The organism is Microbacterium sp. Se5.02b (assembly GCF_019464375.1).
Taxonomy (GTDB): Bacteria; Actinomycetota; Actinomycetes; order Actinomycetales; family Microbacteriaceae; genus Microbacterium.
Genome location: NZ_CP080491.1, coordinates 2,057,787 through 2,077,941, shown reverse-complemented (window position 1 = coordinate 2,077,941; position 20,155 = coordinate 2,057,787). Strand labels below are relative to the sequence as shown.

General features: G+C 68.1%; 15 protein-coding genes and 3 pseudogenes. 17 read left to right on the top strand and 1 reads right to left on the bottom strand.

The window, feature by feature from the left end:
• Positions 1-11 precede the first annotated feature (11 nt).
• A complete protein-coding gene (locus K1X59_RS10280; protein WP_210274167.1) occupies positions 12-323 on the bottom strand; it encodes a hypothetical protein in 312 nt (103 codons plus the stop codon).
• A gap of 359 nt (positions 324-682) precedes the next feature.
• Here K1X59_RS10280 and efp point away from each other — a divergent pair, with 359 nt between their 5' ends.
• The 17 genes and pseudogenes from efp (at position 683) to K1X59_RS10195 (ending at position 20,150) form a co-directional block, all read left to right on the top strand.
• A complete protein-coding gene (gene efp / locus K1X59_RS10275; RefSeq protein ID WP_183150055.1) occupies positions 683-1,243 on the top strand; it encodes an elongation factor P in 561 nt (186 codons plus the stop codon).
• A gap of 3 nt (positions 1,244-1,246) precedes the next feature.
• Entirely contained in the window at positions 1,247-1,657 is a 411-nt protein-coding gene (nusB, locus tag K1X59_RS10270) for a transcription antitermination factor NusB (protein WP_183150054.1), read from the top strand.
• A 43-nt stretch (positions 1,658-1,700) separates the two neighbouring features.
• On the top strand, positions 1,701-4,664 hold the full coding sequence (locus K1X59_RS10265) for a DEAD/DEAH box helicase (protein ID WP_244631864.1): 2,964 nt from the start codon (positions 1,701-1,703) through the stop codon (positions 4,662-4,664).
• A gap of 81 nt (positions 4,665-4,745) precedes the next feature.
• Positions 4,746-6,323, top strand: coding sequence for a Rieske 2Fe-2S domain-containing protein (locus K1X59_RS10260; RefSeq protein ID WP_183150053.1), 1,578 nt, complete (start codon positions 4,746-4,748; stop codon positions 6,321-6,323).
• A gap of 38 nt (positions 6,324-6,361) precedes the next feature.
• Positions 6,362-6,619, top strand: a complete 258-nt coding sequence (locus K1X59_RS10255) for a hypothetical protein (protein ID WP_183150052.1) — start codon at positions 6,362-6,364, stop codon at positions 6,617-6,619.
• Entirely contained in the window at positions 6,616-6,996 is a 381-nt protein-coding gene (locus K1X59_RS10250) for a PIN domain-containing protein (RefSeq protein ID WP_183150051.1), read from the top strand. Before K1X59_RS10255 ends, K1X59_RS10250 begins: the two co-directional genes overlap by 4 nt.
• 69 nt (positions 6,997-7,065) lie before the next feature.
• Positions 7,066-7,596 (top strand): bifunctional pyr operon transcriptional regulator/uracil phosphoribosyltransferase PyrR, encoded by a 531-nt coding sequence (gene pyrR / locus K1X59_RS10245; RefSeq protein WP_183150050.1) that lies wholly within the window; start codon positions 7,066-7,068, stop codon positions 7,594-7,596.
• Positions 7,593-8,558 (top strand): aspartate carbamoyltransferase catalytic subunit, encoded by a 966-nt coding sequence (locus tag K1X59_RS10240; protein ID WP_183150049.1) that lies wholly within the window; start codon positions 7,593-7,595, stop codon positions 8,556-8,558. The genes pyrR and K1X59_RS10240 overlap by 4 nt, the downstream gene beginning before the upstream one ends.
• Positions 8,555-9,858, top strand: a pseudogene (locus K1X59_RS10235) (dihydroorotase). The gene K1X59_RS10240 and the pseudogene K1X59_RS10235 overlap by 4 nt, the downstream one beginning before the upstream one ends.
• On the top strand, positions 9,855-10,367 hold the full coding sequence (locus K1X59_RS10230) for a hypothetical protein (protein WP_183150047.1): 513 nt from the start codon (positions 9,855-9,857) through the stop codon (positions 10,365-10,367). The pseudogene K1X59_RS10235 and the gene K1X59_RS10230 overlap by 4 nt, the downstream one beginning before the upstream one ends.
• Positions 10,364-11,542 carry a glutamine-hydrolyzing carbamoyl-phosphate synthase small subunit gene (gene carA, locus K1X59_RS10225; protein WP_183150046.1) on the top strand — a complete coding sequence of 393 codons (1,179 nt, stop codon included), beginning with the start codon at positions 10,364-10,366 and terminating at the stop codon, positions 11,540-11,542. Before K1X59_RS10230 ends, carA begins: the two co-directional genes overlap by 4 nt.
• Positions 11,542-14,828, top strand: a pseudogene (carB, locus tag K1X59_RS10220) (carbamoyl-phosphate synthase large subunit). The gene carA and the pseudogene carB overlap by 1 nt, the downstream one beginning before the upstream one ends.
• Positions 14,825-15,669: pseudogene (pyrF, locus tag K1X59_RS10215) on the top strand (orotidine-5'-phosphate decarboxylase). Before carB ends, pyrF begins: the two co-directional pseudogenes overlap by 4 nt.
• Complete coding sequence (gene gmk, locus K1X59_RS10210; protein ID WP_183150045.1) at positions 15,662-16,573, top strand: guanylate kinase; 912 nt, start codon at positions 15,662-15,664, stop codon at positions 16,571-16,573. Before pyrF ends, gmk begins: the two are co-directional and overlap by 8 nt.
• Positions 16,574-16,638: 65 nt before the next feature.
• Positions 16,639-16,893, top strand: a complete 255-nt coding sequence (rpoZ, locus tag K1X59_RS10205; RefSeq protein ID WP_017204385.1) for a DNA-directed RNA polymerase subunit omega — start codon at positions 16,639-16,641, stop codon at positions 16,891-16,893.
• A gap of 88 nt (positions 16,894-16,981) precedes the next feature.
• The gene (metK, locus tag K1X59_RS10200) at positions 16,982-18,175 is read left to right on the top strand and encodes a methionine adenosyltransferase (RefSeq protein WP_183150044.1); all 1,194 of its coding nucleotides are present in this window, start codon (positions 16,982-16,984) and stop codon (positions 18,173-18,175) included.
• A gap of 16 nt (positions 18,176-18,191) precedes the next feature.
• Entirely contained in the window at positions 18,192-20,150 is a 1,959-nt protein-coding gene (locus K1X59_RS10195; protein WP_220173379.1) for a primosomal protein N', read from the top strand.
• The last annotated feature ends 5 nt before the right edge of the window (positions 20,151-20,155 follow it).

The following is a 20,155-nucleotide window of genomic DNA, read 5'->3' as shown; positions in this document are numbered from 1 at the left end:
CGAGGCACCGATCATCCCGTCAGGGGGATCCACACGATCATCACGCAGATCACCATCCCGAGGAGGGCGATCAGCGCCATCGCGAGGAAGCACCCCGCCATGGCGCGAAGCCGCGGCGGTCCGTCGCGGAGGGTCGACCGCAGCACCACCATCGCGACGAGACTGCACACCACCAGGGTCGCCGTCACGAGGGCGACCGACCCGGCCGGACCGCCGTTCGTGACGATCGCGATCAACGGCACCAGGCTGAGCGCGGCGAACAGCGATCCCACGATGATCCAGATGGCGCCCGAGGACGAACGAAGCGCCGGCTGACTGGTCACCAGCGTGGGATCCAGGCCGGAACCCTGATCCGTCCTGCGCCTGCGTGCGGCCCTTCCCGACATGAGTGCACCTCCTCTGCGCCCAGGGTGAGCGTCGAAGAGCCGCACGTCAACGGGGTGTTCATGCGATGCGTCGCCGCACTATGTTCTCGTGTGGCTGCCGCATTCGACGCGCTTCGCCTCGGGGTCCCGCAATCTCGGGACCACATCCGGGGTGGTCCTTCGAACGTTCGCGGCGTCGTCGGTCGCTCGGGAACGCGGGTGTCGCGCCCGGACGTGCGGGGCCGAGCCGCTGATCCCGTAGAATCGACTGTCGGCTCCGCCCGACCCCGCAGACACACGAACGGAACTCGCAGCGCATGGCATCTACCGCAGACATCAAGAACGGCGTCGTCCTCAGCATCGACGGGCAGCTCTGGAGCGTCATCGAGTTCCAGCACGTCAAGCCCGGCAAGGGCGGTGCGTTCGTGCGCACCAAGCTGAAGAACGTCGTGTCGGGCAAGGTCGTCGACCGCACCTACAACGCCGGCGCGAAGATCGAGATCGAGAACGTCGACCGCCGCGACTACACGTACCTGTACACCGACGGTGATGGCTACGTCTTCATGGACCAGACCGACTTCGACCAGATCACGGTCGGCGCTGCCACGGTCGGCGATGCGAAGAACTTCCTTCTCGAGAACCAGAACGTCACGATCGCCCTCAACAACGGCAACCCGCTGTACATCGACCTCCCGGCCTCGGTTGTCCTGGAGATCACCTACACCGAGCCGGGCCTGCAGGGCGACCGCTCGTCGGCCGGCACCAAGCCCGCGACGCTCGAGACCGGCTACGAGATCCAGGTGCCGCTGTTCGTCGAGGCCGGTACCAAGGTCAAGGTCGACACCCGCACGGGCGACTACCTCGGCCGCGAGAAGTAAGGCGTGAGCGCCCGGACGAAGGCGCGCAAGCGCGCTCTCGACATCCTGTTCTCGGCTGACGTGCGCGGGGATGACCTCGCGGTGACTCTGGCCGCCGAGGCGAAGCGCGCGGCGAGCGAGCCCGCCCGCGAGGCTTCGTGGCTGTATGCCCGCGAGATCGTCGACGGCATCATCGACTCGCGCGACGACATCGACGAGCAGATCACCACGCACAGCCGCGATTGGAAGCTCGAGCGGATGCCTGCGGTCGACCGCGCCCTGCTCCGCATCGCCGTCTGGGAGATCCTCTACAACGACGAGGTGCCGACGGCCGTCGCGATCGATGAGGCCGTGGAGCTGGCCAAGGAGTTCTCGACCGACGACTCCGGCGCGTTCGTGCACGGCGTCCTCGCGCGGGTGGCCCGCGCCGCCTGATCTTTCCGACGCACGGCAGTGTCGGCGGTGTCGGAGAGGATGGGTGCATGGCTCTCCCGCTCGATCCCTCCCGCTCCGAAGGAACTTCGGCCGGCGACTGGCGGTCGATCCTCGGGGGCGACGCGATGAGGCGCAGACGTCGCTCGCGCTCGGCATCGAACTCCGGGTGCGCGACGGCAGCGGTGCGAATCCCTGGGCATCGCGTCCTCCACGCACGGCGACCGCGCGCGACGTCGCGAAAGGCACGGGCGAGATCCTGTTGGGGATCCGCCCGCTCGAGAAGAGCCTGGCGTCTGGCGCGTGGGTGCAGGGCACAGCGACCTGGGATGCGGTGCGACGCTCTCCGACGCAGTACGGACGTGATCGCTCCCGATGGTTCGCCGATCTGCTCAGCATCGCCCGTGACACACTCCTCTCCGGCACAGCGGGCGACTGGCTGGTCGCCGACCTGATCGAATCCGGCCTCCTGTGGGGGCATCTGCGGACCGGGGCGGACATCGGCATCCCGCTGGTGGCCGCGCAGAAGAACACCACCGTCGAGCTCGCCGAGGACGCCACGATCAGGGCGACCGTTGGCCGGGACGACGATGGCGGTCTCGTGGTGCGCCCCACGATCGCCTTCGGCGGCCGCGACGTGGACCCCGTCACCGTCCGGGCGATCGGGCACAGCGGTGTCTACGAGGTCGCCGTGCTCGGCACGCAGCTCCGCGTGGCTCTCGCCGAGCTGCCGATGAGCGAACCGGTCCGTGCCCTGCTGGGCGGCCGCGGCGGCGTGGACGTGCCCGCGCAGGACGAGGCGGCGTTCTTTCGCGATGCCTACCCTCTGCTGGCACGGCGTATCGAGGTGCGCCCCGTCGGCCGCGTCGAGCTGCCGGTGCTGCCCCCGCCGAAAGCCGTGCTGGGTCTCTCCTTCCTCCGCGGCGACACCGTCAGGTACGCGTTCGAGTGGGACTACCGCGGTTTCGGGCGGGTGCCCTTCACCTCGAGCGGGCATGCGGTGCGAGATCTCCCCGCAGAGCAGACAGTGCGCGATGCGCTCCAGTCCGTCTGGACGGAGCACCGGGGAGAGCCGCTCGCCGCAGCGGGCTCCTTCCACGACATCGAGGCCGCCGAGTTCATGACGCGTGTGGTCCCTGCGTTGGAAGCCGCGGGCGTCGAGGTCGCCGTCTCCGGACGGCGCAAGACCTACCATGAGCTCACGGGCGAACCGGAGATCACGGTCTCAACCGTCGAGAGCACCGATCCCGACTGGTTCGATCTCGGTGTCCTGGTGAAGATCGACGGGCGCACGATCCCGTTCGAGCCTCTGTTCACGGCTCTCAGCAAGGGGAGGAAGAAGCTGCTCCTGGTGGACGGCAGCTATTTCTCACTGAACCATCGGGCACTCGATCGGCTGCGGGAGCTGATCGACGAGTCGGGTGATCTCGACGAGTGGGAGACGGGTCCGCGGATCAGCCGCTATCAGACCGATCTCTGGGAGGAGTTCGAAGACCTCGCCGACGAGGCACTGCCCGCCGTGAGCTGGCGCGCGACCGCGGAGAGCCTGCGGAGTGCGACCTCCGTGCCCGCTGTCCCGGCGCCGAGCGGAATCACCGCCGGGCTCCGCCCGTATCAGCAGGACGGACTGAACTGGCTCGCGTTCCTGTGGAGCCATCGGTTGGGCGGCATCCTCGCGGACGACATGGGTCTCGGCAAGACGCTCCAGCTTCTCGCCCTCATGGTGCACGCCCGAGAGGCGGGGGAGAAGCGCCCGTTCCTCGTCGTGGTGCCGACGTCGGTGCTGGCCACCTGGCGGGATGAGGCCGCACGATTCGCGCCGACGCTTCGCGTGCTGCTGCGCCCCAGTACGCAGGGGCCGCGCCTGGACAGCGCCCTCGCCGACGTCGATGTCGTCATCACGACCTATGCGGTCGCGCGCCTCGACGAGGTCGCGTACGCAACTGTGGGGTGGGCGGGTCTGATCCTCGATGAGGCGCAGTTCGTGAAGAACCCGGCGACCAAGTTGCACCGTGCGGTCTCCTCGTTCCAGGCCGATGTGACCTTCGCGGTCACCGGGACCCCGATGGAGAACAGCCTCAGCGAACTGTGGGCGCTGCTCAAGCTCACGGCGCCGGGACTCTTCGCATCGGCGCGGAAGTTCCGCGAGCAGTACATCCAGCCGATCGAGCAGGGAAAGGTACCCGAGAACGAGGAAGGGGGGCCATACCGTCGACGCCGCCTCGAGCAGCTGCGCAGACGCATCCGCCCTCTGCTTCTACGACGTACCAAGGAACATGTCGCTCCGGAGCTTCCGGCCAAACAGGAGCAGATCCTCGAGGTCGAACTGAGCTCGTCCCACCGGGCACTCTATGAGACGGTGCTGCAGCGTGAGCGGCAGAAGGTGCTCGGCCTGCTCGAAGACCTGGACCGCAACCGGTTCATCGTGTTCCGCTCTCTCACTCTGATGCGCATGCTCAGCCTCGCCCCCGGACTCATCGACCCCGAGGACGCGAAGATCGGTTCGCGCAAGCTCGACGTGCTGCTCGAGCGCGTGGTCGAGTTGCAGGCCGAGGGGCATCGGGCGCTCGTGTTCAGCCAGTTCACGTCGTTTCTGGACCTGGCGGCCGCGCGCCTGGACGCCGCCGGCATCCCCTACGCCCATCTGGACGGCTCGACCCGCCGCCGACAGAAGGTTGTCGACGGGTTCACCGCGGGGGAGCAGCCGGTGTTCCTGATCAGCTTGAAGGCCGGCGGATTCGGACTCACACTGACCGAGGCGGACTACGTCTTCCTCCTCGATCCGTGGTGGAACCCGGCGGCGGAAGCACAGGCGATCGACCGTACACACCGCATCGGACAGGGCAGCCAGGTGTTCGTGTATCGGATGATCGCGACCGGGACGATCGAGGAGAAGGTGCTCGACCTGCAACGCCGCAAGGCTCGCCTCTTCACAGCCGTGCTGGATGACGAGGCGCTGTTCTCGCAATCCCTCTCCGCCGACGACATCCGTGGACTCTTCGGGGGCTGACCGGATTACTCCCGGCCCGGTCGACGGGGCGCACAGGGAGCCCTCGGTACAATCGAACCGTTCACTTTCGGGAGGAATGCAATGCGGATCACGGGACTCGGCCACGCCGGGATGTTCATCGAGACGTCGGGCGGGAACATCATCTGCGACCCCGTCCTCGGGCCGTCGTTCTACGGATCGTGGTTCCCGTTCCCCGACAACAGGGGTCTCGACTGGGAGCGTCTCGGGCGCGAAGCCGACTTCCTCTGGATCTCGCACCGCCACCGCGACCACTTCGACCCGAAGCTCCTCGAACGTTACATCCGCAAGGACATCGAGGTGCTGCTTCCGGAGTACCCGACCGACGACCTGGAGCAGGACATCCGTGCCCTCGGCTACACGAACATCACCTACGCTCCGGCCGGCCAGGTGATCCAGCGCGGTGAGCTGAAGATGATGATCACACCGCTGCGCGCACCCAGCGACGGCCCCATCGGCGACTCCTCGCTGAGCGTGGACGACGGCACCGGGTCCATCCTGAACCAGAACGACTCGCACCCGCTCGACCTCGAGAAACTGCTCGACTTCGGCACGCCCGACGCCTACTTCACCCAGGTCTCCGGTGCCATCTGGTGGCCCATGGTCTACGACCTGCCGCTCGACGCCAAGCAGAACTTCGCCCGCCTCAAGCGCGAGGCGCAGAACAAGCGGGCCATGTACTACATCGAGAAGGTGGACGCCCCGCACGTCTTCCCGATGGCCGGTCCGCCCATGTTCCTGCGCGACGAACTGTTCCAGTACAACGGGGTGGGCAAGAACGGCGAGTCGATCTTCACCGATCAGAAGCAGTTCCTCGCGCATATGAAGGAGCTCGCGCCGCAGTACGACGGCCAGCTCTTCATCCCCGGCACGGTCGTCACGGTCGAAGGCGGCGTCGTCAGCACAGAGCAGACGCTGTACACCGAGGCCGAGATCGCCCACATCTTCGACGACAAGTGGGAGTACCTCGAGGAGCAGCGCGCCAGCCGCCAGCAGGAGATCCGTGACGAGGAGGCGACTCGCGCGGAGATCATCCCGCCCGCCGAGATGCTCGCGGCGATCAAGGAGTGGTGGGAGCCGCTCCTGAAGAAATCGCGCACGATCCGTCTCGGCGTCGGAGGGCATGTCCGCTTCCGCATCGGCGACCTCGACATGGTCGTCGACTTCCCGCGGGCGAAGGTCCGGGAGTACGCAGGCGAGGAGTGCGTCTACTGGTACACCATTCCGGCAGACCTCGTCTCGACCAACATCCGCGACCACGAGATCGACTGGTCGAACTCGATCTTCCTCTCCATGCAGTTCTCGGTGGGACGCAGCGGCAAGTTCAACGAGTTCCTCACGACGTTCCTCAAGTGCCTCTCGGTCGACCGCATCGAGTACGTCGAGAACTGGTACCAGGAGCAGACCGATCAGACCGAGGACGCCGAGATCGGCGACTGGGTGGTGCAGCGCCGCTGCCCGCACCTGCGTGCCGACCTCACGAAGACCGGCAAGGTCGATGACGACGGCATCCTGACGTGCAGCATGCACGACTGGAAGTGGGATCTGAAGACCGGTCGCTGCCTGTCGACCGCCGGACACCCGATCCGCTCCTCCAAGATCGACGACGTCACCGACCCGGTGCTGCAGGAAGCCAGCTGACCTGTACCACCTCGGCGCGCCGGTGGTACTCTGCTGACATGCCCACCGCATTGACCCGCATACAGGTTACGCAGACCGCGCAGCTTCGGGACGCGTTGGAACTCGCGGCGCAGGAGTGGCCCGGCATCCCGAAGTCCGAACTGGTCGCCAGACTCGCGAGTCTGGGCGCCGAGACCATCGCGGGGAGGCGCTCAGCTAAGCGGGCGGCGCGACGCGCTGCGCTGGAAGCGACGAGAGGCACGGTCGCCTACCCGCCCGGCTATCTGGACGACCTTCGGAAGGACTGGCCGGAGTGATCGTCGTCGATGCCGGAGTGCTCATCGCGCATCTGTCCATCGATGACGTCCACCAGGATGCCGCGTTCGGGATCCTCGATACGGAGGAGGATCTGGTGATCCATCCGTTGACGCTGGCGGAAGCTCTGGTCCACCCCGCACGCCACGGGACCGAGCTGACCGACCTCGCCAAGATCGATTCCCTCGGGCTGATGCGACGAGAGGAACCCGTCGACGAGCCCGTGCACATCGCGCGTCTTCGCGCGACTTCCTCACTGAATCTGCCGGATTGCGCCGTCCTGGCGACAGCAGAAGCCTTCGGCGCCACGCTCGCCACCTTCGACCGTCGTCTGGCCGACGTCGCTCGCGCACGCGGCGTCGCTGTCGTCGGTGCGTGAACGCTCCGATAGACTGACATCACAAGCAACCTTTAACACCGTCCTGTGAGGCGGAGAAGGGAGCGGCCGATGAGCATGCGCACTGTGCTGCACGAAGCCGACATTTCACGAGCGCTGACCCGTATCGCGCATGAGATCCTCGAGTCCAATCGAGGAGCCGAGAACCTGGTGCTGCTGGGCATCCCGACCCGCGGCGTCGCTCTCGCCCACCGCCTCGGTCTGCTGATCAGCGAGATCGCGCAGCAGTCCGTCCCGGTCGGGGCGCTCGATGTCACGCTGTTTCGCGATGACCTCGCCAAGCACCCGACTCGTTCTCCGCAGCCCACGGAGATCCCCGTCGGGGGCATCGACGGCAGGACCGTCGTGCTCGTCGATGATGTGCTGTTCTCCGGCCGCAGCATCCGCGCCGCCCTCGACGCGATCCAGTCGATCGGCCGCCCCTCGGTCGTGCGTCTCGCGATCCTCGTCGACCGCGGGCACCGCGAGCTCCCGATCAGGCCCGACTTCGTGGGCAAGAACATCCCTTCCGCCCGCACTGAGCGGGTCAACGTGCGCCTGTTCGAGAACGACGGCGCCGAAGAGGTGACGATCGGCGAATGAGACACCTCCTTGACACCCGCACCCTCGACAGAGCGACGGCCCTGCGCATCCTCGACGTGGCCGAGGACATGTCCGACACCCAGTCGCGCGAGGTCAAGAAGCTGCCGACCCTGCGTGGCAAGACCGTCGTCAACCTCTTCTTCGAGGACTCCACCCGCACGCGCATCTCGTTCGAGGCGGCCGCGAAACGGCTCTCCGCCGACGTGATCAACTTCGCCGCGAAGGGTTCCAGCGTCTCGAAGGGCGAGAGCCTGAAAGACACCGCGCAGACGCTCGAGGCGATCGGCGCCGACGCGGTCGTGGTCCGGCATCCCGGGTCCGGCGCTCCGCAGACGCTCGCGACGAGCGGCTGGATCTCGGCCGGCGTCGTCAACGCCGGCGACGGCACTCACGAGCACCCGACGCAGGCTCTGCTCGACGCTTTCACGATCCGCAAGCGTCGTTTCGGCGTGGACAGCCGCGGTCGCGACCTGTCCGGGATGCGGGTCGTGATCGTGGGCGACGTCCTGCACTCGAGGGTCGCCCGGTCCAACGTCTGGCTGCTCACGACGCTCGGCGCCGAGGTCACTCTCGTCGCGCCGCCCACCCTGGTTCCGCAGAACGTGTCGCTCTGGCCCGTCCGCGTGGTCTACGACCTCGATCAGGCTCTGGCGGAAGACCCGAACGCGGTGATGATGCTGCGCATCCAACTCGAACGGATGAGCGCCGCGTATTTCCCGACTGAGCGGGAGTATTCCCGACGTTGGGGGCTGGACGCGCGGCGCGTGGCCGCTCTGCCGGCAGGTAGCATTGTCATGCACCCCGGGCCCATGAATCGGGGACTGGAGATCTCTTCGGAAGCTGCCGATTCCCCGCGCTCGACGGTGCTGGAACAGGTCACGAACGGGGTGTCCGTCCGCATGGCGGTGCTGTACCTGCTGCTGGCAGGAGAACGAGACGACGAACGAGGGGGAGACCTGTGAGCGAGACCCTCGTCATCACCGGTGCACAGCTGCTCGGTGCCGAGAGCGCCGACATCATCATCGAGGACGGTCTGATCACCGAGATGGGCACCGGGCTCACCCGCTCGGGCGCCCGTGTCATCGACGCCGACGGACTCGTCGCGCTGCCGGGACTCGTCGATCTGCACACCCACCTGCGTGAACCCGGCTATGAGGCGTCCGAGACGATCCTCACCGGCACCAGGGCCGCGGCGGCCGGGGCTTCACGGCCGTGTTCGCGATGCCGAACACCTCGCCCGTCGCCGACACCGCCGGGGTGGTCGAGCAGGAGCTGGCCCTCGGTGAAGCCGCCGGGTACGCCACCGTGCAGCCGATCGGCGCGGTGACGGTCGGCCAGAAGGGCGAACGTCTCGCGGAACTCGGAGCCATGGCCTCCTCGCGCGCGAGGGTGCGCGTCTTCAGCGACGACGGCTTCTGCGTGTTCGACCCGCTCATCATGCGTCGCGCCCTGGAGTACGTGAAGTCCTTCGGCGGTGTCATCGCCCAGCACGCTCAGGACCCTCGACTCACCGAGGGCGCGCAGATGAACGAGGGCACGGTCTCCGCCGAGCTCGGTCTGACCGGATGGCCTGCGGTCGCCGAGGAGTCGATCATCGCCCGTGACGTGCTGCTCGCCGAGCACGTCGGATCCCGGCTGCACGTCTGCCACCTCTCGACCGCCGGATCGGTGGACATCATCCGCTGGGCCAAGAAGCGCGGCATCGACGTCACGGCCGAGGTCACCCCGCACCACCTCCTGCTGACCGACGAACTCGTCCGCGGGTACGACGCGCGTTACAAGGTGAATCCGCCTCTGCGTCGTGAGGAAGACGTTCTCGCGGTGCGCGAGGGTCTCGCCGACGGCACGATCGACATCGTCGCGACCGATCACGCGCCGCACCCCAGTGAGCACAAGGCCTGTGAATGGCAGGCGGCAGCGAACGGCATGGTCGGCCTCGAGAGCGCACTGCGGGTGGTCCATCAGTCGATGGTGCAGACCGGTCTGCTGGAGTGGACGGACGTCGCGCGAGTGATGAGCGCCACGCCGGCACGGATCGGACAGCTCGCCGGGCACGGCACACCGCTCGAGGTCGGACAGCCCGCGCAGATCTCCCTGTACGACGCCTCGGTCGACGGGGTGTTCACCGAGGCGGACCTGCACGGTCGCAGCGTGAACTCGCCCTATCTCGGCCGTGCACTTCCCGGACGCGTGGAGTACACGATCCACGGCGGCATCATCACGGTGGACGGCGGCAGCGTCGTCGAGGAGCTTCGCGCATGAGTGCTCGGGACCTCGCCGTCGCGATCACGATCGCGGTCGCTCTGCTGGTGCTGCTGGCGATGTTCGTCGCCTGGCGACGACGAATCCGCCGCGACTCCGTGTTCACGGCCCCGCTCGGGGTCCCGGAGCACGCGGAGGTGTCCCGCCGCGATGAGGTGCTGTACGTGTCGACGACACGACATGATCAGCCTCTCGAACGCCTGGCGGTCTCGCCTCTCGCGTACCGGGCCCGCGGGGAGCTCGCGCTCACGGATCGCGGCTTCGCGCTCTGCCTCGACGGCGCGCCGACGGTCTTCCTCTCGAAGGACAGGCTCAAAGCGGTCGACCGCGCCACGGTCACCATCGACCGCGTCGTCGAGTCCGGTGGCCTCGTGCGCATCGCCTGGAGCGTCGACGACGACACCGTCGTCGACAGCTATCTGCGCCTCACCACCGGTGACCCCAGGAATCTCATCTCCGACATGCGGCGGCTCGTCCCCGCCGCCCCCGACACAGGAGCAACGTCATGACACTCTCCCCCTCCTCCGGACACGCCCTCGCGGCCCGGCTGCCGGATCCCGCCGTGCTCGTCCTCGAAGACGGCACCCGCCACGCAGGACACGCCTATGGCGCCCGCGGTCGCACCCTGGGCGAGGTCGTCTTCGCCACCGGCATGTCCGGATACCAGGAGACCATCACCGATCCCTCGTACGCGGGACAGATCGTCCTGCAGACGGCGCCGCACATCGGCAACACCGGGATGAACGATGAAGACGCCGAATCCCGCCGCATCTGGGTCGCCGGTTACATCGTCCGCGACCCTTCGCGAGTGGTCTCCAACTGGCGCGCGAACGCATCCCTCGACGAGGTGCTCGTCGAGGACGGCATCGTCGGCATCAGCGGCATCGACACGCGGGCGATCACCCGTCACATCCGTTCGGCAGGCTCCATGCGGGGCGGGATCTTCTCCGGCCCCGACGCGGCGCTCGACGCCGATGAGCAGCTGCGTATCGTCCGCGAGGCGCCGGAGATGGCCGGTCAGAATCTGTCGGCAGAGGTCTCGGTCGATGTCGCGACGGTCACGACCGCGATGGGGGAGCGGATCGGAAACCTCGCCGTGCTCGACCTCGGGGTGAAGCAGGCGACGATCGACAACCTCGCCGCCCGTGGCTTCGAGGTGCACGTCCTCCCGCAGAGCGTCACGATCGATGAGATCCGGGCGGTCGACCCGGTCGCGGTGTTCTACTCGAACGGCCCCGGAGACCCCGCGGCATCGGGTGACCACGTCGAACTGCTGCGCTCGGTCCTCGACGAGGGACTGCCGTTCTTCGGCATCTGCTTCGGGAATCAACTGCTCGGACGCGCGTTGGGTCTCGGCACGTACAAGTTGCCCTTCGGACACCGCGGCATCAACCAGCCCGTTCTCGACAAGCAGACCGGCAAGGTGGAGATCACCGCGCACAACCACGGCTTCGCGGTCGAGGCCCCGCTCGAGGGGTCGTTCGACAGCCCGCACGGCTACGGCAAGGTCGAGGTCAGCCACGTCGGCCTCAACGACAACGTGGTCGAGGGCCTGCGAGCTCTCGACATCCCGGCGTTCTCGGTCCAGTACCACCCCGAGGCGGCGGCGGGCCCGCACGACGCCAACTACCTCTTCGACAGGTTCCGCGACCTGGTCATCGCAAGCCAGAAGGATTCCAAGTAATGCCCAAGCGCGACGACATCAACTCCGTCCTCGTCATCGGCTCCGGTCCGATCGTCATCGGTCAGGCCTGCGAGTTCGACTACTCCGGTACCCAGGCGTGCCGCGTGCTGCGCGAGGAGGGCGTCAGGGTCATCCTGGTCAACTCCAACCCGGCGACCATCATGACCGACCCCGACTTCGCCGATGCGACATACATCGAGCCGATCACCTGGCAGGTCATCGAGACGATCATCGCCAAGGAGCGCCCCGACGCGATCCTGCCGACCCTCGGCGGTCAGACCGCTCTGAACGCCGCGATCGAGCTGCACAACCACGGCATCCTCGAGAAGTATGACGTCGAGCTCATCGGCGCGAACTTCGAGGCGATCAACAAGGGTGAGGATCGCCAGATCTTCAAGCAGCTGGTGCTCGACGCCGGTGCGGACGTGGCGGACTCCCGCATCGCCCACACGATGGACGAGGTCCTGGCGGCCGCCGATGAGCTCGGATACCCGCTGGTGGTGCGTCCGAGCTTCACGATGGGCGGCCTCGGCTCCGGCTTCGCCTACGACGAGAGCGACCTGCGGCGTATCGCCGGCGCCGGACTGCGCGACTCGCCCACCACCGAGGTGCTCCTGGAGGAGTCGATCCTCGGGTGGAAGGAGTACGAGCTCGAGCTCATGCGCGACACGGCCGACAACACGGTGGTCGTCTGCTCCATCGAGAACGTCGACCCGGTCGGCGTGCACACCGGCGACTCGATCACGGTCGCCCCTGCGCTGACCCTCACGGACCGCGAGTACCAGAAGATGCGCGACATCGGCATCGACATCATCCGTGCCGTCGGCGTCGACACCGGTGGCTGCAACATCCAGTTCGCGGTGGATCCGTCCAACGGTCGCATCATCGTGATCGAGATGAACCCGCGTGTCTCGCGCTCCAGCGCCCTCGCCTCGAAGGCCACGGGATTCCCGATCGCGAAGCTCGCGGCCAAGTTGGCCCTCGGCTACCGTCTCGACGAGATCCCGAACGACATCACGGGCGTGACGCCGGCGAGTTTCGAGCCGACGCTCGACTACGTGGTCGTCAAGGTCCCGCGTTTCGCCTTCGAGAAGTTCCCCGCCGCCGACGCCACACTGACCACCACCATGAAGTCGGTGGGCGAGGCCATGGCGATCGGCCGCAACTACGCGACCGCGCTGCAGAAGGCGCTCCGCTCGCTGGAGAAGCGCGGATCGAGCTTCCACTGGGGCGCCGAGGACCGCTCGGTGGAGGAGCTCCTCGAGATCTCGAAGATCCCCACCGACGGCCGCATCGTGACTCTGCAGCAGGCGCTGCGCAAGGGAGCCACGGTCGAGCAGGCGTTCGAGGCGACGGCGATCGACCCGTGGTTCCTCGACCAGATCGTGCTGATCAACGAGGTCGCCGAGATCGTCCGGACAGCCCCCGAGCTCGACTCCGCGACGCTCCGCTACGCCAAGGAGCACGGCTTCTCAGACGCACAGCTGGCCGAACTGCGAGGCACGACCGAGGCAGAGGTGCGCGGCGTCCGGCATGGCCTCGGCATCCGCCCGGTGTACAAGACGGTCGACACCTGCGCGGGGGAGTTCCCGGCTCTCACGCCGTACCACTACTCGAGCTACGACTTCGAGACCGAGGTCGCGCCGTCCGAGCGGACCAAGGTCGTGATCATCGGCTCCGGTCCGAACCGCATCGGTCAGGGCGTCGAGTTCGACTACTCGTGTGTGCACGCCTCGTTCGCGCTGTCGGACGCCGGGTTCGAGACCGTGATGGTCAACTGCAACCCGGAGACCGTGTCGACCGACTACGACACCTCCGACCGCCTGTACTTCGAGCCGCTGACGCTCGAAGACGTGCTCGAGGTCCTCGACGCGGAGGCGGCGAGCGGCACGATCCTCGGTGTCGTGTGCCAGCTCGGCGGCCAGACCCCGCTCGGACTCGCCAAGGGCATCGAGGCGGCCGGATACAAGGTGCTCGGCACCAGCCCCGAAGCGATCGACCTGGCCGAGGAGCGCGAACTGTTCTCACGCCTGCTCGATGAGGCCGGCCTGGTCGCACCGCGCAACGGCACCGCGATCGACGTCGAGGGGGCCGTGCGCATCGCCGAGGAGATCGGCTACCCGGTCCTCGTGCGTCCGAGCTTCGTCCTCGGTGGCCGCGGCATGGAGATCGTGTACGACACCGCGTCGCTGCGCGACTACTTCGTGCGCACAGCGGGCGAGGTCATCATCGAGGAAGGCAAGCCCCTTCTGGTGGACCGCTTCCTGGACGACGCGATCGAACTCGACGTGGATGCGCTCTACGACGGGACCGATCTGTTCATCGGCGGTGTCATGGAGCACCTCGAGGAGGCCGGCATCCACTCCGGCGACTCCAGCTGCACCCTGCCGCCGATCTCGCTCGGCCGCACCGACGTCGACCGTGTGCGCGAGGCCACCCTGGCCATCGCGAAGGGCGTCGGCGTGCGCGGGCTGCTGAACGTGCAGTTCGCGATCAGTGCCGGTGTGCTGTACGTGATCGAGGCCAACCCCGGGCGAGCCGCACCGTACCGTTCGTGTCGAAGGCCCTCGGTATCCCGATGGCGAAGGCAGCGAGCCGCGTGATGACCGGTTCCACGATCGCCGAGCTTCGCGCCGAGGGCATGCTTCCGGAGCAGGACGGCTCGCGCGTGCCGATGGACGCACCGGTCTCGGTCAAGGAGGCCGTGCTCCCGTTCAAGCGGTTCCGCACGGCCGACGGCAAGACCGTCGACTCCGTCCTCGGCCCGGAGATGCGCTCGACCGGCGAGGTCATGGGCATCGACCGCGACTTCCCGACCGCGTTCGCGAAGAGCCAGGCAGCGGCGTACGGCGGCATGCCGACCTCGGGGACGGTGTTCATCTCGGTCGCCGACTCCGACAAGCGCGCCGTCATCCTCCCCGCGCACCGGCTGCAGCAGCTGGGCTTCACGATCGTCGCGACCGAGGGCACTGCCGAGATCCTCGCGCGCAACGGCATCGCCGTCACGGTCGTCGAGAAGTACAGCGAGACGCAGGAGTCCGGGGCGAAGAACATCGTCGACCTCATCAACGAGGGAGAGATCGACATCGTCGTGAACACCCCGTCGGGTGGGGCTGCCCGTGCGGACGGGTACGAGATCCGCGCCGCAGCAGTGGCGGCCGACAAGGCGCTGTTCACGACGATGGCGGTGCTCGGCGCTGCCGTGAGCGGCATGGATGCGGCACACGAGGGCTTCCAGGTCAAGAGTCTCCAGGAGTACGCCCTGGAGCGGAAGGCGGCACTGTGAGCGAGAGCTTCGGCGAGCGGGTCCGTTCCGCGCTGCGCGCGCGGGGACCGCTGTGCGTCGGCATCGACCCGCATGCCGCGCTCCTCGCGGCGTGGGGGTTGACCGACGATGCGCAGGGCGTCCGGGAGTTCGGGCTGCGCACCGTCGAGGCGGCGGCGGGGCGCGTGGCGATCGTGAAACCTCAGGTGTCGTTCTTCGAGAGGTTCGGGTCGCAGGGCATCGCAGCGCTCGAAGACGTCCTGGCTGCCGCCCGAGCTGCCGGGTTGCTGGTGATCGCCGATGCCAAACGCGGCGACATCGGTTCGACGATGGACGACTATGCCCGCGCGTGGCTCACGCCAGGGTCCTCCTTGGAGGCTGACGCGCTCACGGTGAATCCGTTCCTCGGAGTGGGCGCCTTGGACGGTGCCTTCGCTCTCGCGGCGCAGCACGGCAAGGGCCTCTTCGTGCTCGCCGCGACCAGCAACCCCGAAGCGCAGCACCTTCAGCGCTCGACGGACCGCGCGGGCACGACTGTGTCGGCGTCGATCATCACCGAGGTCTCGGCCCGGAACGCCGAGACGAGTCGCACAGGGGAGTGGGGAGCTTCGGCTTCGTCATCGGCGCGACGGTGGTGTGGGGCGAGGCCGGTATCTCCTCCTTCGCGCCCGCAGCCCCGATCCTCGCGCCAGGCTTCGGTGCTCAGGGCGCCGCTCCGGCCGATCTCCGGCCCCGCTTCGGGCCCATGGCCGATGCGGTGATCGCGAGCGAGAGCCGCAGCATCCTCTCCGCCGGTCCCGACGACTTGGCGGACGTCGTCGCCGCTCGTGCTGCCGAGTACCTCGAGGTGGCAGGTGTCTGACGCGCAACGGACAGTGCCGGAGGTCGACAGAGCCGCGGCCGCGCGCCGTGCTGTCGAACGTCGCCGTGCCAGGGCGTCGGTCAAACGTGATCTGACGATGCGGGTCGTGACACCCCAGACCGTGCTGCATCGCGCCACCGCGGATGCCGATTCGGTCGAAGGGTCGATGCGGATCACCGACTTCCTGCTCGCGCTCCCGGCCATCGGCGCGGGCAAGCGCGACCGTGTGCTGGAGGAGCTCCACATCTCGCCGGTCAAGAGGCTCGGCGGTCTCGGCGCGCGTCAACGTCGTGTTCTCGAGGAGTGGCTCGACACGCGGTTCCCCGTACCGTCCCCGCGCGGCGCCAGGAGCAGACTGCTGGTTCTCGCCGGCCCCACCGCCGTGGGCAAGGGCACCGTGGCCGCGCACATCCGTGAGCACAATCCGGAGATCCACCTCTCGGTCTCGGCGACGACACGACCGCCGCGCCCTGGGGAGGTCGACGGCGTGCATTACTACTTCGTCGACGACGCGGAGTTCGACCGACTGATCGCCGATGATGAGCTGCTCGAGTACGCCGTGGTGCACAACCGCTCGCGCTACGGCACGCCGAGGGCCCCGATCGACGCAGCGCTGGCCGACGGCAAGACCGTCCTGCTCGAGATCGATCTGCAGGGGGCACGCCAGGTGCGGGCAGCGGAGCCCGCCGCGACACTGATCTTCCTGCTGCCGCCGAGCTGGGACGAACTGGTGCATCGCCTGGTCGGTCGCGGTACTGAGGAGGCCGAGGAGCGAGCCCGTCGACTGCGCACCGCGAAGGTCGAACTCGCCGCTCAGAACGAGTTCGACCACCTCATCGTGAACGAGGACGTCGCCACGGCGGCTCGCGAGGTCGTAGAATTGTCTTCAAGCTCTGCGCGCTGAGCGTCTTCGCGCGCCTTTCGCACCGTCTTCGCGACGATCCCGTCGCCTGATCAGGAGGTCTCACCATGGCCGGACACAACAACGGCATCATCGATCCCCCCATCGACAACCTGCTCGACCGCGTCGACTCGAAGTACGAACTCGTGATCTACGCCGCCAAGCGCGCTCGTCAGATCAACGACTACTACTCCGACCTGCACGAGGGCAACCTCTTCGACAACGTGGGCCCGCTCGTCGACTCGTCGGTCGAGGACAAGCCGCTCACCATCGCGCTGCACGAGATCAACGAGGACAAGCTCCGCCTCCGTCACGCGGAGTGATATTCGAGACTGCGCCTCCCGTGCTGTCGGAGGCGCAGTCCAGAATGGGTTCACACCCTCTCCCTGTCCGTCCCGTTCTGGAGTATCGATGAGCGCCCTGCGTCTGTTCACGTCCGAGTCCGTCACCGAAGGGCACCCGGACAAGATCTGCGACCAGATCTCGGACAGCATCCTCGACGGGCTCATCGCGAAAGACCGCGGCTCGCGCGTCGCCGTCGAGACCCTCGTCACGACGGGCCTCGTCCATGTCGCCGGTGAGATCCGCACCGAGGCGTACGTCGACATCCCCACGATCGTCCGGCAGGTCGTGAACGGCATCGGCTACACGTCGAGCGAGACCGGCTTCGACGGCGACTCCTGCGGCGTCAGCGTCTCGGTGGGGGAGCAGTCGACCGACATCGCGCACGGTGTCGACAGCGCTCAGGAGCACCGCGACGGCTCGTCCGTCGATCCGCTCGACGGCCTCGGCGCCGGAGACCAGGGCATCATGTTCGGGTTCGCGACCAACGAGACCCCGCAGCTGATGCCGATGGCCGCCTGGACGGCCCATCGCCTGGCGGAGCGTCTCACGGAGGTGCGTCGCAGCGGAGAACTCCCGTTCCTGCGGCCCGACGGCAAGACGCAGGTGACGCTCGGGTACGACGGTTTCACACCGAAGACCGTCGATGCCGTCGTGCTCTCCACCCAGCACCACCCCGACATCTCGCAGGAAGACCTGCAGGCGCAGGTGCGTCGTCACGTGATCGACCCCGTGCTGGCGACGACGGGCCTCGACCTCGACGATGTGACGTTCTACATCAACCCGGCCGGTCCCTTCGTCACCGGAGGCCCGAAGGGCGACGCGGGGCTCACCGGACGCAAGATCATCATCGACACGTACGGCGGAGCCGCACGGCACGGCGGCGGCGCCTTCAGCGGCAAGGATCCCTCCAAGGTCGACCGCTCCGGCGCCTATGCCACGCGATGGGTGGCGAAGAACGCGGTCGCCGCGGGTCTGGCCGATCGTCTCGAGGTGCAGGTCGCCTACGCGATCGGCGTCGCCCGTCCGGTCGGTCTGTACGTCGAGACCTTCGGCACCGGGAAGGTCTCGGACGAGGCCATCACGCGCGCGATCGACGAGGTGTTCGACCTCCGTCCTCAGGCGATCATCGAACAGCTCGACCTCCTGCGCCCCATCTACGCCCAGACCGCGGCGTACGGGCACTTCGGTCGCGAACTCCCCGACTTCACCTGGGAGCGCACCGATCGCGCTGAAGAGCTGCGTCGCGCTGCCGGCCTCTGATGGGACTGCGGTCCTGATGCCCCCGGAGAGCCGGCGCATCGCGCGCGTGCTCCTCGATTCACCCCTGCCTCAGCTCGATCGTCTCTTCGACTACGCTCTCCCGGCGGCTCTGGGTGATGTTCCGCGAGGTGTGCGGGTGCGAGTGCCGCTGCGCACCGCGGGTCGGGTGATCGACGGCTACGTCATCGATGTCGACACGGAAGACGACGCGGAACGTCCGTTGTCGGAGGTGGAGACCGTCGTGTCGGCCGTGCCCGTGCTGCCGGAGCGCCTGCACACGCTCGCTCGACGGGTCGCCGATCGTGCGGCCGGGTCCGCGTCCGACGTCCTCCGGCTCGTGATCCCGAAGCGGCAGGTGCGCGTCGAGAAGGCATGGACGGCCGACTCGCCGGTCGTCCGGCCCACGGCCGAGGCGCTCGCCCAGGCGGAACAGATCATCGCGGTCTACGACGGTCTCGCCGATGTGCTCGACGAGGCCGGGCGTGCAGCGGTGGAGGCGGTGCCGCGGCTCGACGACGGAGTACAGGCATGGGCACGGCTGCTCGCGGCGTCGGCGGCGCGGATGCTCGCGGCCGGGAAGTCGTCGATCCTCGTGGTCCCCGACCACCGAGACCTCGATCGGCTCCTGGCCGCGCTGGATGCGCTCGTCCCCTCCGAGGCGGTCGTGCGGCACGACTCCCGTCAGACGAACCCGGATCGGTACCGGGCGTTCCTGCGGACCCTCGAGGATGCGCCGTGCATCGTCGTCGGCAACCGTTCCGCGGTCTACGCGCCCGTCGTCGCCGGACTCGTCGCGATCTGGGACGACGGCGATCCGCTGCTCGGGGAACCGCTGTCGCCGTACGTCAATGCCCGCGATGCGGCTCTGCTGCGCCAGGAGCTGGAAGGGTCGGCGCTGCTGTTCGCGGGTCATACCAGGACGACGGACGTGGAGCGTCTGGTCGTGCTCGGTTGGCTTCAGGACGTCAGGGCGGCACGGCGGGTCCTGCCGCGGGTCGTGCTGAGCACGCCGCAGGAGATGGAGCAGCCGACCGCCCAGCGCATGCCGTCGTCCGCGTTCCTCGCGGCGCGTGATGCCGCGGCGGAGGGACCGGTCCTGGTGCAGGTCTCGCGTCCCGGCTTCTCCCCATCGCTCGTGTGCGCGCAATGCCGGGCTCCGGCGCGCTGCGCCCATTGCGGAGGACCGCTGGGGGCACGGCATCGCGGCGCGGTGCCGGTGTGCGGCTGGTGCGGTCGGGGCGCGAGCGCGTGGGCGTGTCCCGCATGCTCGTCCACGAAGGTGCGGCTGGCCTCATCGGGGAGCGAGCGGACGGCCGACGAACTCGGTCGCGCGTTCCCCGGAGTGCGAGTGATCGTGGCGGACAGCGCACACCCCGTCGAACGTGTCGGCGACAGGCCCGCACTCGTGGTCGCGACCCGCGGGGCCGAACCGATCGCCGACGGCGGCTATCGCGCTGTCGTGCTCCTCGACGGGCCGCGCATGCTCCAGGCACCCGACCTGCGGGTGGCCGAGTCGTGTCTGCGCTGGTGGTCCAATGCGGCCGCTCTCGCCGCGCCCGGGGCGCCCATCCACCTCGTCGGCGTGAACGGCGCGGCCGCGAAGGCCCTCGCCACGTGGAACCAGGCCGCTCACGCGCGCGCCGAGTTGGAGAGCCGGGCACCTCTGCACATGCCGCCGACGACGCGTGTCGCCCTCGTGCAGGGTTCCGTCGCCGCCGTCGGGCGTGCTCTCGGGATGCTCACCGAGCTCGCTCTGCCCTCCGACGCGGTACTCGGTCCTGTCCCTGTCGAGTCCGATGAGGTGCCTCCCCGCGTGCGGGCGCTCGTCCGCTTCGACTACGCTTCCGGCGCCCGCGTGGCCACCGCACTGCGCGCGGCCGTCGTCGCCGAGGCCGTGAGCGGTCGCCGCGGCCGCGGTCGCACGACCAAGAGCACGCTCTCGGTTCGTCTCGATATCCTCGATCCAGAGCTCTGACCCTT